The organism is uncultured Campylobacter sp., from assembly GCF_938045535.1.
GTDB lineage: Bacteria > Campylobacterota > Campylobacteria > Campylobacterales > Campylobacteraceae > Campylobacter_B.
On record NZ_CALIMQ010000051.1, the window covers coordinates 1 to 14728 of the forward strand.

The following is a 14728-nucleotide window of genomic DNA, read 5'->3' on the forward strand; positions in this document are numbered from 1 at the left end:
TCGTTTCTAATTTCGACTTCTTTATCCATAGCAAAAATTTAGCCCTCGTTTCAACCTCTTTGATCTGCGATGAAATTCAACCTTCTGTTTTCGCTTCTTTCATCTACACAAATTGAGCTTTTTTGCGAATTTAAGTTTGTGCTCACTGAAAGCAAGCTCCGCAAGCCCGAAATCCCTAAATTTTACAAAATACCCATTTGATCTGCGCTTTACCAGCGAATTTTTTTGATTTTCAACCGAATTTCACTTCAAATTCGCTAAACTGCGCTGAAATTTTAGCAGGCCGGTGCAAATACGGCGCAAAATAGATCATTTAGCGAGATTACCGCATGGATAACATTAAATTTTACCTAAACGATTACGAAATTGAGGGTGAAAGCTTTACCGAAGTCGTCGTTGCGATAAACGGCGAGCCTCTGCTTGAGCTAATTAGGTGGCGCGAGCAAAGCTTTGCCGCAAAGGACGGGCAAGGCTGCATCGCAGGAGACTACGCCTACTTAAGCTTGATCGATTTTGAGGAGCTATTTTTGCGCACGGCGCTTGAGGCTGATCTGGCGCAAGATGAGCGGGACGTCGTGCTACTGGGCTGTCCGTGCGGGATCTGGAACTGCTGGTATCTCGCGCTCAGGATTAAATTTGAAACAGAGACGGTTAAGCTTTACGAGTTTAAAAACCCGCGCCGCGGAGATTGGCGGTATGGGCTTGAGTTTAAATTTGACCGCGCGAGCTTTGTGGGTGAAATTTCTAAAATCGCCTCTTTTAATAAGCTCTAAAATTCGGCAAAATTTAACGGTATGCTCGAAACTGCGCCGAAACAAACCTACCTTTGCCTCAGCAAAATTTAGATTTGAGATGACGAGGGCGCCGCAAAAACTCATAGCATTAAAATTTTCGCCTCGCCGCTGCGCAAAACATCCAGCAAAATATCATAAAATTTGCCCAGTCTTAGTTTTAAAATTCCGCCCCTTTTGATGATCACGCAAACCTGTCCGCCTCGCTCGCCAAGCGCGTCGTAGAGCGCATCTAAATTTGCGACGTATTCGGGCTCGAAATCCAGCGCTGCGGCAAACAGCGCGAAAATTTGATCTTTGCGCCTAATCTTTACGCCGTCGATGATGATTTTTGCGCCGCGGCACGTTTTAAAATTTAAACTCATTGCACGCGCTCGAAGCTTTCGTAATGATCGGCGGTGTAAAAGATCAGCCCGTCGTTTGAAAATATCAGCCGCTTTGCGCCGCGCGGACCGCCGCGATACTCGATGTCGCATTCGCGCCAAATCCGCCCCTTTTTATCAGGTAGCCTGCGCTCAAAATTGCCGAAGCGATCGCCACCTATGCTCTTGCCGCGCGCGTATCGCCACAGATCACCGCCCTGCCAGCCAAGCTCACCGGCCTGCTTTTTCGTGATAAAATTTCGTGGCAAAGAGCCCGTGCGGCGGATGTGAGCGCTTACGCACTCCCTGCTTATGCAGGGCTCGTCTGAGGGCTGATTTTTAGAATTTACGTCTGGATTTTGCGAGTTTGAAGCTTCATAATCTGCGCTGCCCCGCCTGTGGACGTCCACCTCATCTTTAGGATTTGCCGCGGCGGGCTCGTTTTCTCGCGGATGAAATTTTAAATCTCCTAGGTCTGCTCCGAGCCCTGCTCCGCCGTCTGCGCTTCTTACGCCGCTCTCATTTTTTGCGTCGGCGCCGCTTGCAGGATTTTCGGAGCTTGAAATTTTACGATCGGTGCCACTTTTGATATCTTGCGCGCCGCTTTTACGCGACGCAGCATCCAGGGTTTTGGAGGTAAAAACCCGCTCATCTTTAGCCGCGGAGGCGCGCGAATTGGAGATGAAATTTAGCGCCAAAAGAAGTGCTGCAAAAATTGCGAGCGGGATCAGCTTTTTTGCCACCGCTAGCCTCTTTTGCGGGTCGCGAAGCGAAAATAGAGCACGATAGCCGCTACTATCGCGCTTAGAGCCAGCGGAGCGATCCACGGCGCGTCCTTGACATGTGCATAGAGCTCACGCACGAAATCGCCCGCATAGTAGCTCAGTAGCCCCACCACAAGCGCCCAAATAAGCGAGCTTACGGCATTGATGACGCTAAATTTTAAAAATGAATATTTTGTGATACCGATCGCGATCGGCACGAGGGTTTTGAGGCCGTAGATAAATTTTTTAATCAAAATGATGCGGTCGCCGTATTTACGAAACAAGATCTGTGCCAGAGCGAGATTGCGGCGCTGTTTGCGCAGATATGGCATGATCTCTTTTTTATTGTAGCGGCTTACTAAAAATAACCCCGAATCGCCTATGTAGTTCGATATGCAGGCGATTACGATGCATAAGACGATATTGAGCTCGCCGGCCGAGCTTAGCACGCCCGCTGCCGCAAGCGCCAAAAATCCTCCGCCCAGCGAATACAAAAACAGTATCAAATACCCCCATGTATGGAGGTTTGCAAACATCGACTCCATCAAATCCTTTCATTAGATCGTATAAAATTCTATAAATTTTGACTAAAGCAGCTTTAAAATTCGGCGCGAAAGCTTTACTCTAACGCCCCACGACGCCACTTGATTTTGTTGCGACATTAAATTTAAAATTCCGCACGGCTGTCGCAAAATACAAAATTTCGCCGCAAAATATCAAGTGAAATTTTAAAATAAAATTTCTAGACATCAAGCAAAATCACCGCAAAATTTAACGGTAAAATTTTGCAATTCTAAATTTAATGACAAAATTTCGACTTCTTTAGAATTCAAAGCAACTTGCGAATTACGCAGGATTTACGCGATATCCTCAAATGCCTCCTACCCCGCGAATTGCAATAAAATTACACACCCAAGTCTATTATTCTGCAGAAATCACGCGAGCAAAATTCCAAGCCGCTAATAAAACGCCCATAAAGCAAAATTTTTCGCTAAGCTATGCGCCTTAGCATTTCTTCTAGCTAAATTTTACTCATCTGCGCCGATTATACGCATCAAAAATGCGTAGCCGTCGCTGTTCGGATCAAAAGCGCGATCGTTTTTAGTCTCCAGCACTGAGCCGCCCAGGCTCACGCCAGCGAACAGCCCGCCCTTGTTCGTAAAGACATACATATCCTGATTTAGCACGTCCAGTGCGCCCGAATCCGCGCTGTAATTGCCCGCGACCGCCGTCGCATCGCCCGAGAGCGTGATTTGGGATTTTCGCATCTTTTCGATCACGTCGTCGTTCATCACGAAAATCACTAGGTAGTTATCCTCGTAGCCGATCTGAAGCCCGATGCTGGCGCTGCTGATCTCTGCGCCGCTTACGCTGCGCGCGCCGTCATTATTGTAGATGATGATCCCCTCGCCGTACATTCCGCCTATGATGAAGCCCAGCTTTTTGACGCTCGGAAAGATCACGATCGCGCGGGCTTGTTGTGCTAGATATTTGTACTGCGAGTTTGTGCGCATTACCGACGAATAGGCGCTTGCGCTGTTGATGATGAGCTCATCATCGGCAAATGCCGCGTTAAAAAGCAAAAATAAAGCGATTATAAATTTTTTCATTTCATACTCCTTATTTGGCTATCTCGACCGCGCGAAGCTCGCGTATGACGTTAACCTTGATCTCGCCCGGGAATTGAACCTTATCTTGGATCTCCGAAGCGATCTCTTTAGCGACCAAAACCGCCTCATCGTCGTTCATAAGCTTAGCGTTTGCGATGACGCGGATTTCACGACCTGCGTTGATCGCGTAGGCTTGCTTGACGCCGGTTTTACTCATCGCGATCGCTTCGATGTCGCTAACGCGTTTTAGATAGCTCTCTAGTACCTCTCGTCTGGCGCCCGGGCGCGCGGCACTTAGCGCGTCTGCGGCACAGACTGCGGCGCTTTCTACGCTGGTGGCCTCCTCGTGGCCGTGGTGGGCGTAGATCGCGTTTATAACTACCGGATGCTCTTTGTAGCGGCGGCAAACTTCGGCGCCCAGATCTACGTGCGAGCCCTCGTATTCGTGAGTTAGCGCCTTGCCGATGTCGTGAAGCAGGCCCGCCCGCTTGGCTAGTTTCTGGTCTCCGCCCGTTTCTGCGGCGATGATACCCGCAAGATGTGCCACCTCAAGGCTGTGCGCAAGGGCGTTTTGTCCGTAGCTCGCGCGAAATTTAAGTTTACCGATGAGTTTTAAAATTTCGGGGTGAATTTTGCTAAGGCCTAGATCCATTACGATATTTTCGCCCTCTTCGGCGATACTAGCTTCAAATTCGTCGCTTACTTTTTTATAGATGTCCTCGATGCGAGCAGGTTGAATTCTGCCGTCCTCGATAAGCGTTTCGATGACGCGAACGGCGATGGCGCGACGGTATAGATTGTGCGAGCTTACGATGATCGCATTCGGGGTATCGTCGATGATGACGTCCACGCCCAAGGTCATCTCAAGCGCCTTTATGTTGCGCCCCTCTTTGCCGATGATGCGGCCTTTAAGCTCGTCATTTTTGATATTTACGACATTGATAAGTCGCTCGGCGGCAAACTCGCCCGCGAAGCGCGACGTAGCCTGCGCCAAAATATAATTCGCCTTTTTTCGCGCCTCTTTTTTGGCTTCCTCTTCATATTTTCGCACGATGTGAGCAATGTCGGTGCGGCTTTGCTCCTCGACCTTTTTAAGCACCTGCGCGCGCGCCTCGTCCTGCGTAAAGCCCGCCACGCGCTCCAAAACCTTAAGCGCTTCGGCTAGCTTCTCTTCATAGCTTTTCTTTAAATTTGAGCCCTCTTCATAGAGGAATTTCGCCTCTTTTTTGGCACTTTCGAGCTCTTTCTTGCTGTCTTTTAAAATTTCTTGCTCTGTTAGAAGCGCGTGCTCCTTTTTGCCGAGCTCGTCAAATTTAACGTTAAATTCTTTCTGTAGTTTGCTTGCTTTATCTTCGTATTTTTTCTTAGCTTCGAACTCCGCTTCCTGCACCGAAATTTTAGAATTTCGCAAGATGCCCTCGGCTTCAAATTCTATAGCTTTGGCTTTAGCTTTAGCTTGTTCTACGAAAAAATCGTAATTGGCGTTATTGATTTTTCTAGCTACTAAGTATCCTATGCCAGCGCCCACCGCAAGAGCGCACAAGGCGATTAAAATCTCTATCATACTTTCCTCTTTTTAGGTAATTTTGGCTCGGAGTTATGTAAAAATCGCCCTTTACGTCGTGATCAAGCGATAAAATTTCGCTGCAAAAGCAGTCTTTTATACTCACGAACGCGATTGCGGGCTTAAGCTTCAGACCTGAAAAAAACATATCGTAAAATCCTTTCCCATGTCCTATTCTAGCCATTGCGCCATCCACTCCGATAGCTGGAACCACGGCTAGATCGATCTTTTTAAAATACCCGTTTTGCGGAAGCGTCTGCCGCAGCCCAAAGCGTGAAATTTTAAAAGGCTGGCGCAATCTTACCATTTTTAAGCTAATATCCACCATAAACGGAACGTAAAATTCGCAGCTTTTTGATAGCTTTTTTCTTAAAATCAAAACGTTCGGCTCGTAGCTCATCGGCAAAAATATCAAAATTTTACGCGCTTTTAAAAATTTTATCAGCCGCTCCAGCCGCCATAATATCTCATAATGCTCGCATCTGGCCGCGCGCGCGGCGTGAGATTTTAAGCGCGATTTGCAAATTTTTCTAAATTCATTCTTTTGCATAGCTTAAGCCTTTTATAAAATTTTAACGCTTATTTTAGCTAGTTTTTGTATAATCTTGCGATTAAATTTTAAGGTTTATTATGAAATTTCGTTTTTTTCTAGCGCTTTTTACGGCTGTTTTGTTTCTTGCGGGTTGCGGCGATGATGAGGATAAAAAATCAAGCGATACCCCGACCGAGACCAACGCCACGCAGCCGCAGTCCGAAACCGAAGCCGTGATCCAGGTCGATTATACCGCTCCTTTTACACTTCAGCTTAATAACGGAAAAATTTTAAATATGCAAAAGACAAAGCAGGGCTTTAGTATCGATAATAACTCTACCGTGACGTTATTTGCGTTTTTTACGCCGTGGTGCGACGCCTGCGCCGTGCAGGTAAGCGCCCTAAATGCCGCCAAACAAGCCTACTCAGGCAAACTTGAGATCATCGGCGTGATGATCGGCGACGCGAGTATAGACGATGCCAAGGCCTACGCAAGCGCGCACGAGGTAAATTATGCGATCGCTTACGGCGAGGCAAACGACTTTTTCACAAAAACCCTAGGCGGCATAAACGAAGTGCCGTATATGGCGATCTACGACGAAAAGGGCGAGTTTAGCGCGCAATATTTCGGGCTGATGCCGGAAGAAATTTTAATGACCGAATTGGAGAAAATTTTCTGATGTTCGAATTTTTTAAAAAAGGGCTTAGTAAGACCATAGACGCGATGCGAGGCGCGAAAAGCGAAGATAAAATTTCAAAAGAACTCCTAGAAGAGATGCTGCTTGAAGCCGACGTAGGCTACGAGCTCGTGGAAGAAATTTTAGAAAAACTGCCCGCAAAAAAGCTGGTCGCCAAAGATGATCTCAAGGGCGTTTTGAAGAGCTATTTCGATTACGAGATCGCGCGAGCTGCGGATGAAAAACCCTTCGTCGAGCTGATTTTAGGCGTAAACGGCGCGGGCAAAACCACCAGCATCGCAAAGCTTGCAAATTTATATAAAAATAGCGGCGAAAGCGTGATCTTAGGCGCATGCGACACTTTTCGCGCAGGGGCGGTCGAGCAATTAAAAAAATGGGCGCAGATCCTAAATCTACCGATCGTGGCGACCGCGCAGGGGCACGATCCCGCGGCCGTGGCGTTTGACACCGTAAGCTCGGCAAGTGCTAAAAATATCGATCGCGTCCTGATCGACACCGCCGGGCGCCTGCAAAATCAGAAAAATTTAGCCGCGGAGTTAGAGAAGATCGTGCGCATCTGCGACCGCGCAAAAAGCGGCGCACCGCACCGCAAGATCATCGTGCTCGACGCCACTCAGGGCAATCACAGCGTCGCGCAAGCCAGGGCGTTCAACGAGATCGTAAGGCTCGACGGCATCATCATCACGAAGCTCGACGGCACGCCCAAAGGCGGCGCACTTTTCGCCATAGCGCGCGAACTGCGGCTGCCGATACTTTTCGTCGGCGTGGGCGAGCGGATGGAGGATTTGGCGGAATTTAACTCGGATGAGTTCGTAGAGACACTGGTGGATGGGATTTATGCTTAAACTCTGCGTGTCTGCGTAAATTTACATATTCTCGCCGAACTGGCTTAAATTTTACGCGCCGAAATGCTCGGCAAATTTTGCCGCTTTATTATCTTAGAATAAATTTTGCTTAAAATTTTACGATTTTCGCTTATGATTTTGCAAAATTTTAGCTCACGCACCGCATAAAAACGCGCTCGCCCGCGTTCGCTCGCACCAAAACACATATAATGCCGCTACCCGAAACGCGGCGCTCCTACAAGAATTCTTCAATGATCTCAAGCTGTTTAAATTTCAAGGTTATCCTCTGTCCGCTCGCAAAGATAAAATCATACTCACAAACGCCTCTAGGCTTTAGCGAAAATTGATGAACTATCAGATCGTTATTTTTAAAGCTCTTGTCGTCCGTTTTGAAGCGGACGGCTAGGACGTTTTTGAAAACAAATTTAAAATTTCTATCTCGGTAGGGCGATAAAAATTTCATCGTCAGTCTATCTTCGTTTTTTAAAATGCCAAATTTAAATTCAGTCAAAACGGCGTCGTGAAGGGTCTCTTTCGTACTGAACAGATACCTTTTTGGATCCGAAACGAACCGCCTGATAGGCTTTGCTATTTCGTTTTCATTCTTGCGAAGCGACTTAAAATAATCGTCAAAATACCAAATACCGCCCTTTCTTTTTATTTTCGCCGTGATCATCCGTCCGTCCATTTGCGTTTTTCTTAAATTTTACTCATGTGCACTGCATAAAAAACGCGCTCACCCGCGTCCGCTCGCACCAAAACACATATAAAATCCCGCCGCTGCCGAACATCACCTCGCCGCCTTGCTCGCAGCTTGGAAGCTCGCTATCAAGCTGCATTAAAAACTCCATCTTTTCGCCGCATATCGGACACGTCGGCACCGAGGCACCCTGTATCCATGATGGCTCGCCGCCGATGCGCGCGAGGTTTTGCCTGCTGTTTGACATCCCCCAGTCCTGAGCCGCCCAGCGCGCGGGCGTGGGCGCCAGCGCGACCTCGCACTCCATTATCGGCTCATCCTGCACGTATTCGACTTGCGTCCTTTCGCCGATACGCCGCGGCATACCCTGTGCGTCGTACTCGTAAAAGGCTATCTCGCCTTCGTTTATCTCTCTGACGTGCGCGGCGAGGATTAGGCGCGGCAGCGATCGCACGGGCAAGTCGCGGGGCGGCGGATCAAGCGTGATGAGATGAAATAGCGGATTTTGCGCATCGCCGTTCGGCTCATCCAAAACCCCGCCGAGCTTATAGCTTGCCTCGCCGCTCTCAAGCCGCCAGGTCGGATGGTGTTTCGCCAGATGCGGTGCATAAGGCGCGCCGAAATAGCCGCGCGGAAAGATTATGTGATACACGCACTGTCCGCAGTATCTTTTGAGCCTGAATTTCTCGCCGCCAAAGCAAATTTCATCGTTCGGCGCTTTTTGTGATTTATCGGAATCGGATTCGTTTGAGTTAAATTTAGAGCCATAGTCGACTGCGCCCGCTTTGAAATTTTCGCTCGCTTGGGTTTGCTTGGCGCCGCCGCATTTGCCCGCATCCATTTTTAAAATTTCATCCGCCGCTTGAGCCGCGCCGTCTGCGTAAAATTTAGTCCGCTCAAAAGTAAATCCCACGGCCTCCAGCCAGTAGCCTATATATTCGAGCAAATCGCACGGGCGATCGAAAAAATCCTCCGCAAGCGCGAACTCGCAGGCAAATTTTACGTTTCGCGGATCGCGGGTTTGCAGCAGGCAGCTAAAAATTTTTTGCTTATCGTCTCTGCTCGTCTGCGGATCCGCAAGCCTCTCGCGCCAGAACTTTGAGCTCTCGTAACTAAGCCCGCGCCACGGATACTCCGCGTAATACGCGCTCTCGTTCGGCTGCAGTTTAAAAAGCTCGCCAAGATATGGGTGCAAAAGCGGCGCGAACTCGAGACTTGCCGCAGCGATTACCTCTTCGGCGTTTTTCCAGCGCGCGCTTTTTTCATCTCTACCGTGTTGCCGCGCATTTTTGCCTGCGCTTTTGTCCGCCCGCGCCGAGCGTGCGTTCTCTCCCGTCTGTGCCGCGCTTTCGTCCTGCTTCGTTTCGCGCCCCTCTGCCGCCTCTTCGCGCAAAATTTCAACCGCCGTGGCGATCAGAGCTTTAAAATCCCCCTCGCCTACATAGCCCAGAGCGTCCTTTAGCAGCGTGCCGCCCTCTTGCTGCCCACGCAGCAGGCTGTCCGCTAGCGTAAAATACGCCGTCTCGTCTCCTTGTAGCCGCCAAAACCGCTCGTATAAACCGGGCATACTAAAGCCGTCGCGCGCAAAGTCCTGCGCCAATTTTAGCGCCTCGTCTCGTTTATCCATCTTATTTCCTTTTGCGATTTTATTTTGATAATTTTAGCGTAAATTTAGATTAAATTTTGAAAGCGACTTATTTTATATGTCAAAATTCCGGCAAAAAATATGAGAGATTAAATTCGGCGTAAATTAAAATTTAGAAGTGTGCCGAGCCCCGTAGAGCCCGGCTAAATTTTAAAATAGCTCTTAAATTTAAAAGCTATCGTCTCTTTTTTCAAAGATCAGATGCAGCACGTATGTCACGGCGAAGGTCAAGGTGCTAGGCACGATCCAGCCGAGCATCGAGTCGTAAAACGGCATCATCTTCACAAACGACGTCACAAGCGGCACCGAAATCCCCAAAATATCAAGTCCGTTTATGACGCCCTCGACGACGCAAACATAGACGCAGGCACGGTAAATCAGCTTGCTCGAATCGATCCACGGATTAATCAGCGAGAGGATTATCAGCATGATTGAGATCGGATAGATGGCGACGAGCACGGGGATGGAGCCTTTGATGATGGTCGTAAGGCCGAAATTTGCGACTCCAAAGCCGATCACGCACCAAGCGATCGCCCAGGTTTTGTATTTGATCTTGCCTTTCGTAAGCTCTTCGAAGTATTCGCTAGCCGAGCTTATAAGCCCTAACGTCGTGGTGATGCAGGCTAGAAAAAACGCGCTGCCTAGGATCACGACGCCAATTCTTCCGAAATAATGATCGCTTACTCGCGACAGAAGCTCCGCTCCGTTGATATTCGGCGTATCTTTGAAAAGCTCCGCGGAGGTTGCGCCCAGATAGCCCAGCATAAAATATATCGTCATCAGTATGACGCCCGACATCATTCCCGCTTTTATCGTAGAGGTGACGAGGTGCTTCTCGTCGCTTACGCCAGTTGCTTTAATAGCGTTAATTACGATGATTCCGAATGCCAGTGATGCAAGCGCGTCCATCGTCTGATAGCCCTCTACGAAACCCTTTGCTGCGGCATGATCGACATACTCTCCGCTAGGAGCGACGAAGCTTCCGATCGGAAACAAAAATCCCGCGCCGAAAAGCAGCAAAATAAGCGCCAAAAGTATCGGCGTGAGGTATTTTCCGAGCAGATCGACGAGCTTTGAAGGATTCATACAGATGTAATAGTTCAGCGCAAAATATGCCGCAGAATAAACAAATAGCCAAATTTGAAGGCGCTCTTCCGCAATAAAAGGCTTAATCGCGATGTCAAAAGGCATATTCGCCGCGCGCGGTATCGCAAAAAGAGGCCCGATCGTAAGATATAAAAGCGCGGTAAAAACGATCGCAAACACCGGATCTATGCGGCGCACTAGGCTCTGAAGCCCCTTAGCGCGCGCAATGCCTGCGACGCCGAGAACCGGCAGAAGCACCGCCGTAGCGCAAAAAAACATTATCGCGACATAAAAATTCTGTCCGGAATCCTTGCCTAAGCCCGGCGGAAAAATAAAATTTCCCGCACCGAAAAACATCGCAAATAGCGTAAGCGATATCGTCAAAAACTGGCTTCTACTAAGCTTGCCCTTCATCTTAAACCTTCTTTAAATAAAGTGAAGTTTGTATTATAGTTATAAATGTTTAAAACATATTTAAATTTAGACGCAAATCCTCTATCTCGCGATTTTTGATCTCGCAAATAGCGCGCGGAGCGGCTAAAATTTTAAAAATTTTAAGTATAATTTCGCGAAATTCAAGGCTAAATTTAGACAAAATGAGCGAGGGATAAAGATGGCGAAGATTAAAACCACGATTTTTGAGTGCCAACACTGCGGCAATCAGCAAAGCAGATGGCTCGGCAGATGCCCCGACTGCGGCGCGTTTGATAGCTTCGTCGAGCTCAAGCCCGCTCAGATCAAAGCGCTAAAAGAGATCGAGGACGAGCTTGCCCGCGCCTCGTCCGCAAGCGCCAAAGCGATCAGCGAGATACAGATCGAGCAAATTTCGCGCATCGACACCAAGGATAGCGAGCTAAATTTAGTCCTCGGAGGTGGCGTCGTAGAGGGTTCGCTCGTGCTAATCGGCGGCAGTCCGGGCATCGGAAAATCCACGCTGCTGCTTAAGATCGCGGCAAATTTAGCAAGCGGCGGCCGCGCCGTGCTTTACGTAAGCGGCGAGGAGAGCGCCAGCCAGATCAAAATGCGTGCGCAGCGGCTTGGCGCGATAAGCGAGCAGCTGTTTTTGCTCACCGAGATAAATCTGGGCGCCGTGCTTGAAGAGGTGGAGCGCAGGGATTATAAGTTTATCGTCATCGACAGCATCCAGACGCTTTTTAGCGACAAAGCCCCCTCTGCGCCGGGCTCGATCACGCAGGTGCGCGAGATCACGTTTGAGCTAATGCGACTTGCTAAAGCGCGCGGGATTTCGATCTTCATCATCGGCCACATCACCAAAGAGGGCTCGATCGCAGGCCCGCGCATACTAGAGCATATGGTGGACGTGGTGCTGTATTTCGAGGGCGATGCGAGCAAGCAGCTTAGAATTTTACGCGGTTTTAAGAACCGCTTCGGAGCTACGAGCGAGGTGGGGATTTTCGAGATGGGGCCGCACGGGCTCGTTAGCGCAAAGGACGTCGCGAGTAAATTTTTCACGCGCGGCAAGGCGGTAAGCGGCTCGGCGATCACGATCACGATGGAGGGCACGCGCGCGCTCGTCGTGGAGATCCAAGCACTCGTGTGCGAGAGCGGCTACCCGAAACGTAGCGCTACGGGCTTTGATAAAAATCGCCTCGATATGCTTCTGGCGCTACTTGATCGCAAGCTTGAGATCGGGCTTGGCGGATACGACGTCTTCGTAAACGTAAGCGGCGGCGTAAAGATCACCGAAACGGCGTGCGATCTAGCCGTCGTCGCGGCGATCGTAAGCAGCTTCAAAAACCGCCCGATCAGCAAAGAAAGCGTCTTCATCGGCGAGGTGAGCCTAAACGGCGAGATCAGAGAGATCTTTAACCTCGATGCGCGCCTAAAGGAAGCTGCGATGCAGAAATTTAAAAACGCGATCGTCCCGATGAAGCCGCAAAACGCGCAGGGGCTTAAAATTTTTCACGCTACCGAGATCACGCAAATTTTAGATTGGATGTGAGACGGCGCGCTTCTTAGCTTCGGTTTAGCAGAGGGTGCGAATGGGCGAAAATGAGTTTTGAGCGGCAAGGGACGCGTTGCTTTTGCATGGGCGCGGCGAAGGGCGCAAGCGCGCCGCTTTTTGCATGGCTCACAAGCAAGCGCAAATGAGCTTGATCGCTAAAGCGCGATTTTTGGAATTTCACGTATCGTAGCGGCTCAAAATTTCATTTGAGCTTTAAAACGGCTCGGCGACGGTGCGGTTAAAATTTAATCATTCGCGCCGCATCCTAGTAAACAAGATAGGTGCTTTGCGGCGTAAATTTTAAAATTTTGCCGCAATGCAGCGCAAAGCCGAGCGCGGTAGGCCCTTGCGTCGCACAAAATTCTATCGTGACGCACAGGACGTATCGCATAGGGCTAAGAGCCGGTAAAATTTTAGCGACGCCAAGCTCTCATGCACGGACGCGACGCGGATACCACAAGCAAAGTATCGCGCGCCGAGCCGAATGGGCGCCGCCGTAGCACGTCGCAACCCGAAAAGGCTTGCTAACAAGACGCTATGCAAGCCAAAGCGCGCAGGTCCGCCTCACATAGCCAAAAGACAGAGCCCGAGAGGTGGCAAGATAGCAACGCAGCGAGAGCGCGATGAAATTTTAACGCAGACCGCATAAGCCGTCGGCAAAGCCTAATTCTACGGACAGGTTCTGCAGATAAAATTTCGCAAATTTAGCGCGGATAAAATTTTATAAAATTTAAACGGAAAGGTGCGTATGAGCCCAAACGTAATCGTCAAATTCGTCATTTTGTTTTTCATCAGAGCGCAAAGCTTAAACATTAAATTTAGCAGGCTCGATGCCGTCGTATCGCGCGCTTACGCCAAATATGGGGCGCTCTTTAAGCTCAGCGTGCCGCTACTTGCCGCAGCATCGGTATTTGCGCTGTTTAACCTATACGATTTTGCCAAAGCCAACTACGCACTGACGATCTTTTTGCTTGCTTTGGGCTCGCCTCTGCTTGCGTATGGCTTTTTTAAGGCGATAAAATCAGCGATGACCTTCGCGCTATTTGTGATCCCCTTTGCGGCGGTGTTTGCGATCATCGCGGTTACGGGTGCACAAAAGCTTGATAACTCGCTAAATTTCAACATCGTCTTTCCGCTGTTTTTCACCATCGTGTGGTTTGCGATGTCGGTGATCGCCGATGAGGACGTGGCGCAGATCATGAATAAGATCGTATCGAAGCTCTCGACGCTTTTCGTGACGATTTTCATCCTTTACAACTACGAGACGCTTCACGGAATTTTAACCGCGGGCGCGGGAGGGTATCGCGCGGGCAGCGACGAGCTAAACGCGCTTGATCTGGTGTTTATGACGATTAGATTTTTCACGCTGCCTTCGATTTTTACATTGATGATTTTTGAGATCAAAGATTATCTTTTTATCAGATACGGCGCGTTCGTGCAGGCTCAGCAGGAGCGCGTAGAGGATTTAAAAAATTCCAAGGGCTCGAAGTAAAAATTTAAAGTTTAATTCAATCTAATTTCGCGCGCCTTAAATGCTCGCAAATACTAAAGATTGCGACCGCCATGTGCACGCTGGCTTAGGCGCGGCAGTGGGACCAATAAAATTTGAAATGAAATTTTAGGACAAAATTTTGAGATGGAATTTTAATGACGCACCGGTTATGCGCGGGCTAGGATTTAAAGCCGCGAAGCTTCAAATCCCGACCCCGCAATCAAAATTTAAAATTTTAAAAGAAGCTGTATATGTCGTCTAAAAGGAAGTATTTTTTATCGACGGTGCCTTTGTAGAAAGGCTCGAAAGTATCGTTATACGCCTTTTTGAAAAAGCCTTCTTTGCTAAGCGAAATGAGCGCTTGATTAACGGCTTCTGCGAGATCTGCGTTGCCTTTTTGCATCGCGATGCCTAAAAATACGTTCTCGCCAAGACTTTTGATATTAACCTCGACGCTAGGATCTGCGACCGGATAGACCATCACAAATAGATTATCGTCGCACGCGCCGTCGATCTCGCCGCTCTTTAACCGCTTGTAGCAATCGGAGGAATTTTTGCAATACACTAGATTGTAGCCGCCGTCCTTTTGCATAAACGCTTCGCCCGTCGAGCCGCGAATAACGCCTACTTTCTTACCTCGCAGATCGCTCATTTTTTGGATATTGTCACTTTT

17 protein-coding genes are annotated in these 14728 nt (G+C 48.9%); 6 read left to right on the forward strand and 11 right to left on the reverse strand.

What is annotated here, in order from left to right; genetic code table 11:
- The first annotated feature begins 329 nt into the window (after positions 1-329).
- Positions 330-773 carry a hypothetical protein gene (locus tag Q0095_RS01905; protein ID WP_297880847.1) on the forward strand — a complete coding sequence of 148 codons (444 nt, stop codon included), beginning with the start codon at positions 330-332 and terminating at the stop codon, positions 771-773.
- Between the two features lie 101 nt (positions 774-874).
- On the opposite strand, the gene Q0095_RS01910 is transcribed toward Q0095_RS01905, so the two are convergent.
- The 6 genes from Q0095_RS01910 to Q0095_RS01935 form a co-directional block, all read right to left on the reverse strand.
- Entirely contained in the window at positions 875-1156 is a 282-nt protein-coding gene (locus Q0095_RS01910) for a barstar family protein (protein WP_297880849.1), read from the reverse strand.
- Positions 1153-1896, reverse strand: coding sequence for a ribonuclease domain-containing protein (locus tag Q0095_RS01915; protein WP_297880851.1), 744 nt, complete (start codon positions 1894-1896; stop codon positions 1153-1155). Before Q0095_RS01915 ends, Q0095_RS01910 begins: the two co-directional genes overlap by 4 nt.
- Before the next feature lie 2 nt (positions 1897-1898).
- Entirely contained in the window at positions 1899-2462 is a 564-nt protein-coding gene (locus tag Q0095_RS01920) for a DedA family protein (protein WP_297880853.1), read from the reverse strand.
- 483 nt (positions 2463-2945) lie between these two features.
- Positions 2946-3527, reverse strand: coding sequence for a lipid-binding SYLF domain-containing protein (locus tag Q0095_RS01925; RefSeq protein ID WP_297880855.1), 582 nt, complete (start codon positions 3525-3527; stop codon positions 2946-2948).
- A 10-nt stretch (positions 3528-3537) separates the two neighbouring features.
- Entirely contained in the window at positions 3538-5091 is a 1554-nt protein-coding gene (rny, locus tag Q0095_RS01930; RefSeq protein WP_040304494.1) for a ribonuclease Y, read from the reverse strand.
- A complete protein-coding gene (locus Q0095_RS01935) occupies positions 5024-5641 on the reverse strand; it encodes a 5-formyltetrahydrofolate cyclo-ligase (RefSeq protein ID WP_297880858.1) in 618 nt (205 codons plus the stop codon). The genes rny and Q0095_RS01935 overlap by 68 nt, the downstream gene beginning before the upstream one ends.
- Before the next feature lie 80 nt (positions 5642-5721).
- Between Q0095_RS01935 and Q0095_RS01940 the strand changes: the two genes are divergently transcribed.
- Positions 5722-6303, forward strand: coding sequence for a TlpA disulfide reductase family protein (locus Q0095_RS01940; RefSeq protein WP_297880860.1), 582 nt, complete (start codon positions 5722-5724; stop codon positions 6301-6303).
- Positions 6303-7166, forward strand: a complete 864-nt coding sequence (ftsY, locus tag Q0095_RS01945) for a signal recognition particle-docking protein FtsY (protein ID WP_297880863.1) — start codon at positions 6303-6305, stop codon at positions 7164-7166. Before Q0095_RS01940 ends, ftsY begins: the two co-directional genes overlap by 1 nt.
- 235 nt (positions 7167-7401) lie before the next feature.
- On the opposite strand, the gene Q0095_RS01950 is transcribed toward ftsY, so the two are convergent.
- The 3 genes from Q0095_RS01950 to brnQ form a co-directional block, all read right to left on the reverse strand.
- Complete coding sequence (locus Q0095_RS01950; RefSeq protein ID WP_297880864.1) at positions 7402-7842, reverse strand: hypothetical protein; 441 nt, start codon at positions 7840-7842, stop codon at positions 7402-7404.
- Positions 7843-7876: 34 nt separating this feature from the next.
- The gene (locus Q0095_RS01955) at positions 7877-9493 is read right to left on the reverse strand and encodes a hypothetical protein (RefSeq protein WP_297880866.1); all 1617 of its coding nucleotides are present in this window, start codon (positions 9491-9493) and stop codon (positions 7877-7879) included.
- Between the two features lie 186 nt (positions 9494-9679).
- Entirely contained in the window at positions 9680-11011 is a 1332-nt protein-coding gene (gene brnQ / locus Q0095_RS01960) for a branched-chain amino acid transport system II carrier protein (RefSeq protein ID WP_297880868.1), read from the reverse strand.
- Between the two features lie 199 nt (positions 11012-11210).
- Between brnQ and radA the strand changes: the two genes are divergently transcribed.
- Positions 11211-12560, forward strand: a complete 1350-nt coding sequence (gene radA / locus Q0095_RS01965) for a DNA repair protein RadA (protein ID WP_297880870.1) — start codon at positions 11211-11213, stop codon at positions 12558-12560.
- A 268-nt stretch (positions 12561-12828) separates the two neighbouring features.
- On the opposite strand, the gene Q0095_RS01970 is transcribed toward radA, so the two are convergent.
- Positions 12829-12954, reverse strand: a complete 126-nt coding sequence (locus tag Q0095_RS01970) for a hypothetical protein (protein WP_297880872.1) — start codon at positions 12952-12954, stop codon at positions 12829-12831.
- Between the two features lie 93 nt (positions 12955-13047).
- Here Q0095_RS01970 and Q0095_RS01975 point away from each other — a divergent pair, with 93 nt between their 5' ends.
- Both Q0095_RS01975 and Q0095_RS01980 read left to right on the forward strand, forming a co-directional pair.
- Positions 13048-13212: a hypothetical protein gene (locus Q0095_RS01975; RefSeq protein ID WP_297880874.1), complete on the forward strand. Its 165-nt coding sequence runs from the start codon at positions 13048-13050 to the stop codon at positions 13210-13212.
- Between the two features lie 99 nt (positions 13213-13311).
- Entirely contained in the window at positions 13312-14055 is a 744-nt protein-coding gene (locus Q0095_RS01980) for a hypothetical protein (RefSeq protein WP_297880876.1), read from the forward strand.
- A 235-nt stretch (positions 14056-14290) separates the two neighbouring features.
- Here Q0095_RS01980 and Q0095_RS01985 read toward each other — a convergent pair.
- On the reverse strand, positions 14291-14728 hold a 438-nt coding region (locus Q0095_RS01985), incomplete at its 5' end, for a transporter substrate-binding domain-containing protein (RefSeq protein WP_297880878.1).